The organism is Allobosea sp. P4_H5 (assembly GCF_056400825.1).
This window is the reverse complement of sequence record NZ_JBFUKM010000007.1, coordinates 212,163-221,408: the sequence shown is the minus strand read 5'-3', so window position 1 is coordinate 221,408 and position 9,246 is coordinate 212,163. Positions and strand designations below refer to the sequence as shown.

11 protein-coding genes are annotated in these 9,246 nt (G+C 68.3%); 6 read left to right on the top strand and 5 right to left on the bottom strand.

Annotation, left to right across the window (positions count from 1 at the left end; genetic code table 11):
- The first annotated feature begins 130 nt into the window (after positions 1-130).
- Positions 131-964: a sulfite exporter TauE/SafE family protein gene (locus AC1DS0_RS16525; RefSeq protein WP_476815513.1), complete on the top strand. Its 834-nt coding sequence runs from the start codon at positions 131-133 to the stop codon at positions 962-964.
- A 10-nt stretch (positions 965-974) separates the two neighbouring features.
- Positions 975-1,442, top strand: coding sequence for an N-acetyltransferase family protein (locus AC1DS0_RS16520; protein ID WP_476815384.1), 468 nt, complete (start codon positions 975-977; stop codon positions 1,440-1,442).
- Here AC1DS0_RS16520 and AC1DS0_RS16515 read toward each other — a convergent pair.
- Both AC1DS0_RS16515 and AC1DS0_RS16510 read right to left on the bottom strand, forming a co-directional pair.
- Entirely contained in the window at positions 1,399-1,599 is a 201-nt protein-coding gene (locus AC1DS0_RS16515) for a DUF1289 domain-containing protein (RefSeq protein ID WP_476815383.1), read from the bottom strand. The two genes, AC1DS0_RS16520 and AC1DS0_RS16515, sit on opposite strands and share 44 nt — an antisense overlap.
- Entirely contained in the window at positions 1,596-2,444 is an 849-nt protein-coding gene (locus AC1DS0_RS16510; RefSeq protein WP_476815382.1) for an adenosylcobinamide-GDP ribazoletransferase, read from the bottom strand. Before AC1DS0_RS16510 ends, AC1DS0_RS16515 begins: the two co-directional genes overlap by 4 nt.
- A gap of 116 nt (positions 2,445-2,560) precedes the next feature.
- Between AC1DS0_RS16510 and cobT the strand changes: the two genes are divergently transcribed.
- Positions 2,561-3,583 carry a nicotinate-nucleotide--dimethylbenzimidazole phosphoribosyltransferase gene (gene cobT, locus AC1DS0_RS16505; protein ID WP_476815512.1) on the top strand — a complete coding sequence of 341 codons (1,023 nt, stop codon included), beginning with the start codon at positions 2,561-2,563 and terminating at the stop codon, positions 3,581-3,583.
- A 46-nt stretch (positions 3,584-3,629) separates the two neighbouring features.
- Here cobT and AC1DS0_RS16500 read toward each other — a convergent pair whose 3' ends face one another.
- Entirely contained in the window at positions 3,630-4,334 is a 705-nt protein-coding gene (locus AC1DS0_RS16500) for a glutathione S-transferase family protein (protein WP_476815381.1), read from the bottom strand.
- Between the two features lie 109 nt (positions 4,335-4,443).
- Here AC1DS0_RS16500 and AC1DS0_RS16495 point away from each other — a divergent pair, with 109 nt between their 5' ends.
- Positions 4,444-4,785, top strand: coding sequence for a winged helix-turn-helix transcriptional regulator (locus AC1DS0_RS16495; RefSeq protein ID WP_476815380.1), 342 nt, complete (start codon positions 4,444-4,446; stop codon positions 4,783-4,785).
- A 39-nt stretch (positions 4,786-4,824) separates the two neighbouring features.
- Here the strand turns inward: AC1DS0_RS16495 and AC1DS0_RS16490 are convergent, their stop codons facing one another.
- Positions 4,825-5,799, bottom strand: coding sequence for a Bug family tripartite tricarboxylate transporter substrate binding protein (locus tag AC1DS0_RS16490; protein ID WP_476815379.1), 975 nt, complete (start codon positions 5,797-5,799; stop codon positions 4,825-4,827).
- A gap of 82 nt (positions 5,800-5,881) precedes the next feature.
- On the opposite strand from AC1DS0_RS16490, the gene AC1DS0_RS16485 reads away from it, so the two are divergent.
- Both AC1DS0_RS16485 and AC1DS0_RS16480 read left to right on the top strand, forming a co-directional pair.
- Positions 5,882-6,544: a GntR family transcriptional regulator gene (locus AC1DS0_RS16485; protein WP_476815378.1), complete on the top strand. Its 663-nt coding sequence runs from the start codon at positions 5,882-5,884 to the stop codon at positions 6,542-6,544.
- Positions 6,541-7,665, top strand: a complete 1,125-nt coding sequence (locus AC1DS0_RS16480; RefSeq protein WP_476815377.1) for an enolase C-terminal domain-like protein — start codon at positions 6,541-6,543, stop codon at positions 7,663-7,665. The genes AC1DS0_RS16485 and AC1DS0_RS16480 overlap by 4 nt, the downstream gene beginning before the upstream one ends.
- 3 nt (positions 7,666-7,668) lie before the next feature.
- On the opposite strand, the gene AC1DS0_RS16475 is transcribed toward AC1DS0_RS16480, so the two are convergent.
- Positions 7,669-9,189 (bottom strand): sensor histidine kinase, encoded by a 1,521-nt coding sequence (locus tag AC1DS0_RS16475; RefSeq protein ID WP_476815376.1) that lies wholly within the window; start codon positions 9,187-9,189, stop codon positions 7,669-7,671.
- Between the last annotated feature and the right edge of the window lie 57 nt (positions 9,190-9,246).

Below are 9,246 nucleotides of genomic sequence, written 5' to 3'. Positions count from 1 at the left end.
ACACGTTGTCTGCCGCGACGCTGTGCCGATGACGCGGTCGCCTCGGCGCATGCCTGCCTTGCCGCCTGAACCTTGCCCTTTCCGGCCAAAAGCCTAAGAGCAGCCCGACCTGTCCTGGCTCGGGTGCATGATGATCGCCGGAATTCCCCTGAACGACCTGATCTTCCTCGCCGTGTCGCTGATCGCGGCGGGCGCCGTCACCGGCCTGCTCGCCGGCCTGTTCGGCGTCGGCGGCGGCGCCGTCATCGTGCCGGTGCTCTACGAGGTCTWCCGGGTGATCGGCGTGCCCGAGGAAGTCCGCATGCCGCTCGTCGTCGGCACCTCGCTGGCGGTGATCATCCCGACCTCGATCCGCTCCTACCGCGCGCATCTTGCCAAAGGGCTGGTCGACACCTCGATCATCAAGATCTGGGCGGTTCCCGTCGTGCTCGGCGTGCTCGGCGGCAGCTTCATCGCGCGCTATGCCCCGCCGGACGTGTTCAAGGCGGTGTTCGTCGCGGTTGCCTTCGCCAGCGCCATGCGCCTGCTGTTCGCCTCCGACCGCTGGAAGCTCGGCGACGACATGCCCGGGCCGTTCCTGATGCGGATCTACGGCGTCATCATCGGCATCCTGTCGGCGCTGATGGGCATCGGCGGCGGCCAGCTCTCCAGCCTGTTCATGACCTTCTACGGCCGGCCGATCCACCAGGCGGTCGCGACCTCCTCGGGCCTCGGCGTGCTGATCTCGATCCCCGGCGCGCTCGGCTACATCTATGCCGGCTGGCCGAAGATGGACATCCTGCCGCCGCTCTCGCTCGGCTATGTCTCCTTCATCGGCTTCCTGCTGTTCATCCCGACCTCGATCTGGACGGCGCCAATCGGCGCGCGCCTGGCGCACCGGCTGTCGAAGCGTCGGCTGGAGGTCGCTTTCGGCATCTTCCTGCTGGTGGTCTGCGCCCGCTTCTTCTGGTCGCTGATTTTCTGAGCGCTGGACCATGCTTCGCGTGCGCCCCTGCGAGGAGGCCGATCATCCCGCGCTCGCCGGCGTGATGGCTGAGATGCAGGCGCATTACCGCGTGCCCTGTCCGCCCGACGCTGAGATCCGCGCCGGGCTGGCGAACCGGCCGGTAGGAACCGAGCTGCTCGTCGCCGAGCTCGACGACGCAATCGTCGGCTTCGCCGCTTTTTCGGCGATCTATCCGGGCCCCGGCCTCAGGCCCGGCTGCTTCCTGAAGGAGATCTATGTCGCCGAAGCCGCCCGCGGCCTCGGTGCCGGCAAGGCACTGCTCGCCGAACTGGCGCGGCTCGCTCTCGCCCGTGGCTTCGGCCGGATCGACTGGACGGCGGCACGCGACGATGAGCGCCTGCTGCGCTTCTATGAGAATCTCGGCGCGAAGCAGCACCCGGAGAAGGTCTTCTTCAGGCTGACCGGCGAGGGGCTTGCCCGTCTCGCAGAGGGCTGAGCCGTTCTTCCAGCGTCGCCATGATGGCGAGGCGTTCGGCCTCCGGGAGCCGAGACCATTGCGCGATCTCCTGCAGGGTCCGGCCACAGCCCTGGCAGAGCTGGCTCGCCGGATCTATCACGCAGATCTTGATGCAAGGGCTGGAGATCGCGCTCATCGCCCGCCCCAGCTGATGACGATGGCGAGGCCGAGATAGATCGCGATCTCGCCGAGCTGCTGCGCCGCGCCGAGGATGTCGCCGGTCTGCCCGCCGATCAGGCGGATGGCGGTGCGTGACAGCCAGAGGGTCGTCAGCGCCGACAATGCGAGGCCCAGCAGGATGCCGGCAAGGGGGAGGGCGCCAACGGCAATGAGGAGCAAAGCCAAGGCACCCGACAAGCCATAGGCGACCGGCAGTACCGATCGATCGGGTTGTCCCACCGAAGCGGAGGCGCCATCTCGCCGGGTCGGGTCGACCGTGGCGAGGATGCGGACACCTTCGACGCGCGACCAGGGCGCCGCAACGAGCACGGCCGCGGCCATAGCCCACGCTCCGGCGCCCTGCAGGATCGCGGCGAGCGCGCTCACCCGCAGCAGCAGCGGCAGGCCGAGCGCCAGTGCGCCGAAGGTGCCGACGCGGCTGTCCTTCATGATCTCCAGGCGCCGCTCCGGCGTGTGTCCGCCGAACAGCCCGTCGGCGCTGTCGGCGAGCCCGTCCTCATGGAAGGCGCCGGTCGTCACCACCAGCGCCGTGACGGCAAGCGCCGCGGTCAGCAGCGCATGGACGCCGGCAAGTCCGGCGAGCAGCGCGATCAGGGTCGCAGGTGCCGCGATCGCCAACGCCGCGACGGGCAAGGCACGCGGCACCAGCCGGAAATCCGGCAGGGTGTGCGCGATCTCGCCCGGCAGTGCCGGTAAAGGCAGGCGTGAATAGAAGCGGATGCAGGTCGCGGTCGCGATCAGCCAGCCCGGCCAGACGGGCGGTGTCGCCTGCGTCGCATCATCGCTGTCGGTTTGCGCCACGCTGTCCTCGGATTGTCTTCGCCTGCTCCAGCCTATAGCAGCAGCGGCTGCGCGGCGGCGATCTCGCGCTGCCCGATTCCTCAGGTTTTCAAGATCGGCTTCCTCAGATGTCTGCGATGCCCGCCTCCGGCCTGCCCTTCGACGATATCCGCAACCTCATCGCCAATATGCCCGGCCCCGATATGGCGGCGGCCAACACCGTCCGGGCCCGCGACAAGGAACTGACCAAGCCGGTCGGCAGCCTCGGGCGTCTGGAGGAGATCGCCGAATGGCTCGCCGCCTGGCAGGGCAAGGCGCCGCCGCGGGTCGACCGGCCGCTGGTCTGCGTCTTTGCCGGCAATCACGGCGTTGTCGCCCAGGGCGTCTCGGCCTTCCCGCAGAGCGTGACGCGGCAGATGCTGGAGAACTTCGCCGCCGGCGGCGCCGCGATCAACCAGATTTGCGCCGCCTATGATCTCGGCTTCAAGGTCTTCGACCTCGCGCTCGACCTGCCGACCGGGGACTTCACGCAGGAAGACGCGCTCGACGAGCGCGCCTGCGTCGCCACGATGGCCTTCGGCATGGAGGCGCTCGCCGGCGGCGCCGATCTGCTCGCGCTCGGCGAGATGGGCATCGGCAACACCACATCGGCCGCCGCGATCTTCGCCGCGCTCTATGGCGGTGGTGCGGCCCAGTGGTGCGGCCGCGGCACCGGCGTCGACGAGGACGGGCTGAAGCGCAAGATCGCCGCGGTCGAGGCCGGGCTGAAGCTGCACGCCAACCATCTCAGCGATCCGCTCGAAGTGCTGCGCCGCTTCGGCGGCCGCGAGATGGCGGCGATCTGCGGCGCGATCCTCGCTGCCCGCCTGCAGCGCATCCCGGTGATCCTCGACGGCTATGTCGTCACCGCTGCCGCTGCGATCCTGCACGCGCTCGATTCCTCGGCGCTCGACCATTGCATCGCCGGCCATCTCTCGGCTGAGGGCGCGCATGCGCAGGCATTGGTGAAGCTCGGCAAGCAGCCCCTTCTGGCGCTCGACATGCGCCTCGGCGAGGGCACGGGCGCGGCGCTCGCCGCCGGCCTCGTCAAGGCCGCGGCCGGCGTCCATTCCGGCATGGCGACCTTCGCGCAGGCGCAGGTCTCGCAGAAGGGCGAGTAACCCGAAAAGACGCGCCGGACACTTGGCCCGGCGCGTCTTTCGTTTGTCAGGCGCCGAAGCGCTCGATCACCTCGGCCAGCGGCACATGGCCCTTGAAGGCGCCCTTGCCGGCCGGCGTCTCGCCGTTTTCCAGCGCAGCCGCGAAGGTCACTGCCGGGTCGCTCTCGACCCGCTGGCGCAAGACCTGCAGCTTCGGCCAGCGCGAGATGTCGGCGACCTCATGGTATTCGAGCCAGCGCGCCACGCCGGCGAGCAGCCCGTCGGCGAGGCTCTGCTTGTCGCCGGCCAGCCAGCGGCTGCCGTCGAGCATCTCTTCCAGCCTGTCGTGGCGTTCGATCACCCGCTCGCGGCCGAAGCGGCGCAGCGCCGCCTCGAAATCGGGGTCGGGCTCGGGCAGCTCCAGCGCGACCCAGAGAGGGCTGAATGCCCCGGTGAAGCCGGTGTTGAGGAAGCCCATCAGCTGGTGCATCCGGTCGGCTTGCGGCAAGAGCGGATCGAAGCTGATCCGCCGCTCCTCGTCGCGTGCCTCCAGATAGGCGGCGATCGCCATGGTCTCGGTCAGCGGGCGGCCCTGATCGGTGATCAGAACGGGTGTTTCGACGCGCTGGTTGATCCGCTTGTAAGGCGGGTCGCGCATCTCGCCGAGCATGTCGACACGGCTGAGCTTGTAGGGCTGGCCAAGCCATTCCAGAGCCGCGACCAGGCCCATCGAGGTGCCGGACGGGTAGCCATAAACGAGGATCGGTTCCATCTTGCGTTTTCCATTCGGGTTGGGAAACGCTGCGCAGCGGGGTGGAACCTAGTCATCCGCCGCCCCATGTAAATTACGCACTTTTCTGTAACCACGGGCGGAACGGATCATGAAGGACGTCGTGTCCGACTGCTCGATCGAGAGCGTCATGCGGGTGCTGAGCGGTCGCTGGCCGACCCTGCTGCTCTATTATCTGAAAGACGGCAGCAAGCGCTTCAGCGAGCTCAAGCGCGACAATCCGACGGTCTCGCACCGCATGCTCGCGCTTGAACTGCGCAAGCTGGAGGCAGCCGGCATCGTCCGGCGCATCGACCACGATGGCTATCCGCGCCGGGTCGACTACGAATTGACCGCAGCAGGCTTGCGCCTCGTGCCGCTGATCGATGCACTCGGCGACTGGTGGGAAGAGGGCGAGGCAGGGCGTAGCGAGGCGCTGCTGCAGGTCGCTTAGGTCGCTATACGGCCCTCCGGAGGAGGGCCGGGCGTCCGCTCACTTCGGGTCGAGCGAGATCTTGGCCGCCGTCGCGACCTCCTTCCAGCGCGCGATGTCGGCGCCGAGAAAGGCACGGAACTCGGCCGGCGTGTTGCAGACGACGTCGCCGCCCAGCACGGCGAGCTTCTTCTGGACCTCCTGGTCGGCGCAGGCCTTGACCACCTCGGCGTGCAGCCGGGTCACGATCTCGGCGGGCGCGCCGGCCGGCACCAGCAAGCCGAACCAGGCCACCGTCTCATAGCCGGGAAAGCCGCTTTCCTCCACGGTCGGCACCTCCGGCAGCGCGGCGGCGCGCTTGCGCGTGGTCACGGCGAGCGGCGTCACCTGGCCGGCCTGCGCCAGCCCGATCGCTGGCGGCAGGTTCACCGCCATGAACTCGATCTGGCCGGAGACGAGGTCGTTCAGCGCCGGGCCCGAGCCGCGATAGGGCACATGCGTCGCTTCGATGCCGGTCAGCACCTTGAGATATTCCGAATTCATATGCGCCGAGGAGCCGTTGCCGCCCGAGGCGAAGCTGAGCTTGCCCGGATTGGCCTTGGCATAGGCGACGAGCTCGGCGAGCGACTTCACCGGCAGCTTCTTGCTGGCGAGGAAGATGTTCGGCGCGCGATAGACCAGCGAGACCGGAGCGAAGTCGCGCATGGCGTCGTAGGGCACGTCCTTGTAGGTCGCCGGGATGATGCCGTGCGAGCCGGCATTGCCCATGATCAGCGTGTAGCCGTCGGGTGCCGCCTTGGCGGCCGCCGCCGATCCGACCACGCCGCCGGCGCCCATCCGGTTCTCGACGACGACGGGCTGCCCGAGCGCCGCCTGCAGCTTCTCGCCGATCAGCCTTGCGGCGATGTCGGAGCCGTCGCCAGGAGCGCTCGGCACGATCAGGGTCACCTGCCGCTCCGGCCAGGGGCCGGCCTGTGCCGTGAGCAGGCCGAAGCCGAGCAAGGCGCCTGCGAACGACGCAATGAACTTCCGCATACCTGCCTCCCGAATGATCTGATCAAAGTTAGCGTCATCGCGCCTTGACATAGAGCGATATACGGCATTTTTGATCAAATCAATGGATGCAGCTCTGTCACTCTCCGACTCCGTCAAGGACCTGATCCGTGCCGATATCCTGGCCGGCAGGCTCGATTTCGGCGCGCGCCTGCGCATCGACGAGCTGGCGACGCGCTATGGTGCGAGCCACATGCCCGTGCGCGAGGCGTTGCGCAGCCTGGTCGGGGAGGGGCTGGTCGCGGCCGTCGCCAACAAGGGCGCACGCGTCGTCACGGTCGATGCCGAGCATATCCGCCATCTCTTCACCATCCGCATCGCCGTCGAGGTCGCGCTGGCGCGGCAGGCCGCTCTGGCGATCGACGCGGCCGGGCTGGCCGAGGTCGCGGCGCTGGAGCAGGAGCGGCTTGCAGCGGTCGCGGGCGGCGATTTCGCTGGCGGAGTTGCCATCAACCAGCGCTTCCATCGCCGGATCTACGAGGCCGCCGGCAATGCCGAGGGGCTCGTCCTGCTCGACCGGCACTGGTTGCTCCTGGCGGCGATCTGGTCGCGCTATGGCTATCGGCCGGAACGGCTCGGCGGCGTCGCCAGCGATCACGATCACATCCTGCGAGCGCTGGCCGAACGTGACGCCGATGCCTGCGGCGTGATGACCGCGGCCCATGTCACCAAGGCGCGCCAGGACATGCTGGCGCAGCTCGAAGGTCACCGGGGGAGGGCGCTGTGACGGCAGCCGATCGCATCGAGCGCGCGCGGCTGCGGGTCCTGCGCATCACCGACAGGACGCGCTGGATCTTCCTCGAGCTCGCCTTCGCCTCCGGCGTGACGGGACTTGGCGAGGCCAGCTTGAACGGACGCGAGCGGCTGCTTGTCGACGCGGCGCTGGAGCACCTGCCGGCCTGGCTCGCCGGCGGGCCCTTGCCGGATTTCGATCGCCCGGTGCCGTTGCCGCTCGCAGCGGTTGCGACCGCCTTCGACGTCGCCAGCCGCGATGCCGCTGCCCGGCGCGAGGGCGAGCCGCTGGCGGCTGTGCTCGGGGCGCCGGCCGAGGCCCGGATTTCGCTCTACGCCAACATCAACCGACGCACGCGCGATCGAACGCCCTCAGGCCATGCCGCCAGCGCCAAGGACGCGCTCGCTGCCGGCTTCTCGGCAGTGAAGATTGCTCCCTTCGATGAAGTCACGCCCGCTCTGTCCGACGATGCCGAAGGGCGGGCCGCGCTGCAGCGAGGGCTTGACCGGATCGGTGCGGTTCGCGCGGCCTTGGGGGGCGAGCGCCGCCTGCTGGTCGATTGCCATTGGCGCTTCGCACCGGACCTAGCCTGGCACCTGGTCGAGGCAGTGCGTGAGCACGATCTCCACTGGCTCGAATGCCCTGTCGCCGAGACGCCGGCCAACCTGGCCTTGCTGGGGCAGGTGCGGCGCAAGCTCAACGCCTCCGGCACGCTGCTGGCCGGGCTGGAGGAGTTCTCCGGCGCACCCGCCTTCCTCGCCTTCGCCGACGTCTATGACGTGATGATGCCGGACATGAAATATGTCGGCGGCGTCGGCGAGATGCTGCGCACCGGCCATGCGCTCGCCGAGCGCGGCGTCGCGGTCTCGCCGCATAATCCGACCGGTCCCGTCTGCCATGCCGCAAGCCTGCATCTCAGTGCAGCGCTGCCGGGGTTCAGCATGCTCGAGGTCCAGTTCGACGAGACGCCGCTGTTCTTCGACCTTGTGCAGCCGGGCCTGCCGGGCTTTTCCGGCGGAGCTTCGGATCTGCCGGCTGGAGCCGGGCTGGGGCTCGATCTTGACGAAGAGCGGGCGAAGCCGCTCTGCATCCTCGATCTCACATTGCGATCATAGGCGTTACGCTGCCGAGCGCTCGTTCGGCTCCGGCAGGGCCGGCAGGGTATCCATCACGCGCTCGGCCGGCAGGGTGATCGTGACTTCCGTGCCGGCGCGCGGGCTCGACTTGATGCGGAAGCCGCCGCCATGCAGGTCGACCAGCCCCTTGACGATCGGCAACCCCAGGCCCGAGCCCTGCTCAGCGGTCTTGATAGCAAGGGAGCCACGCCCGAAGGTCTGCATCACCACCGGGATCTCGTCCTCGGGAATGCCCGGCCCGGTATCGGTGATGCTGACATATTGCCCGCCGGTCGCGGTCCAGCCGACCTTGATCGAGATCTCACCGCCCTGCGGGGTGAACTTGATCGCATTCGCGATGATGTTGAGCACGGCCTGGCGGATCGCACGCTCATCAGCCCAGATCCGCGGCAGATCGGGCTCTGTCGCCTGGCGAATCGTCTGGCTCTTGGCCTTGGCGCGCAGGTTGAGCATGTGGGCTGCATCGTCGGCGATGGCGGCGAGGCTGATCGCCTCCTCGCTGAGCTCATACTTGCCGGCTTCGATGCGCGAGAGGTCGAGGATCTCGTTGATCAGCGTCAGCAGGTGCTGGCCGGAAGAATGGATGTCGCCGGAATATTCCTTGTAGGAGGCATTGGTGTGCGGGCCGAACACCTCGTTCTTCATCACCTCGGAGAAGCCGAGGATGGCGTTGAGCGGGGTGCGCAGCTCGTGGCTCATCGTCGCCAGGAAGCGCGACTTGGCGAGGTTGGCCTCCTCCGCCTTGCGCCTGGCCTCGTCGGAATTGGCCTTGGCGGTCTCGAGCTCGGCGATCAGCGCATCCTTCTCGGCCCGGAACTCGATGGTCTCGACCGAGGTCGAATAGAGCCGGTTGGTCAGGAAGATGAAGAAGAGCTGCGCGCAGACTGCCATCAGCAGCATGGTGACGCTGTCGATGTCGGTGCGGCCGCTGAAGGACAGGATGATCGCGCCGACGATCGGCGCGAGGCCGAAATAGACCGCGATCGGGATCGTCGCGGCGAGCGTCACCGTGAGCGCGCTGACGATCAGCAGCGCTGTCATCAGGAAGAAGCGGGCGCCGGGTGCCTCGATGCCGACGAAAAGGCCAGCCAGCAGGGCCCAGGACAGGCCGTGCAGCAGTTCGGCCGTGGGCAGGAGCTTGCGCCAGAAGCTGACGCGGGCGGCTGCGGAAGACTCGGCCAGGAAGCGCCGGCACAACACGGCGGCGAAGGCTGTGGTCAGCACCACCAGGCAGAGCCAGCCCGAGACCGCATAGAACGGTACCCAGACGCAGGCGGCCGCCGCGACCAGCAAGGCGAGCAGCAGCGTGCCGGCCGAGCCGTTCAGCCGATACTGCGCGAAGACGCGGATCAGTTCGTAGTCGAAGGCGCGCTGGAGGCCGGTCGACGAAGTCAGCTTCTCGCGTGCCGACCGGACCTCGCGGTTGATCAGCTTGCGGCGCGCCAGCACGGTCGGATCGGGTCCGCGACCGCGCTGCACCTGTTCGGCTGTCAGTTCCGGCATGGCTCGAAGGCAAAGGTTCCCGACCGGCGGCACAACCGTCGCACCCCGGCTCGCCAT

What these genes read in the sequence shown, in the direction of transcription:
- AC1DS0_RS16520 (WP_476815384.1), top strand. Translation starts at nt 975, where the DNA reads ATGCTTCGCGTGCGCCCCTGCGAGGAGGCCGATCATCCCGCGCTCGCC.
- AC1DS0_RS16515 (WP_476815383.1), bottom strand. Translation starts at nt 1,599, where the DNA reads ATGAGCGCGATCTCCAGCCCTTGCATCAAGATCTGCGTGATAGATCCG.
- cobT (WP_476815512.1), top strand. Translation starts at nt 2,561, where the DNA reads ATGCCCGCCTCCGGCCTGCCCTTCGACGATATCCGCAACCTCATCGCC.
- AC1DS0_RS16500 (WP_476815381.1), bottom strand. Translation starts at nt 4,334, where the DNA reads ATGGAACCGATCCTCGTTTATGGCTACCCGTCCGGCACCTCGATGGGC.
- AC1DS0_RS16495 (WP_476815380.1), top strand. Translation starts at nt 4,444, where the DNA reads ATGAAGGACGTCGTGTCCGACTGCTCGATCGAGAGCGTCATGCGGGTG.
- AC1DS0_RS16490 (WP_476815379.1), bottom strand. Translation starts at nt 5,799, where the DNA reads ATGCGGAAGTTCATTGCGTCGTTCGCAGGCGCCTTGCTCGGCTTCGGC.
- AC1DS0_RS16485 (WP_476815378.1), top strand. Translation starts at nt 5,882, where the DNA reads ATGGATGCAGCTCTGTCACTCTCCGACTCCGTCAAGGACCTGATCCGT.
- AC1DS0_RS16475 (WP_476815376.1), bottom strand. Translation starts at nt 9,189, where the DNA reads ATGCCGGAACTGACAGCCGAACAGGTGCAGCGCGGTCGCGGACCCGAT.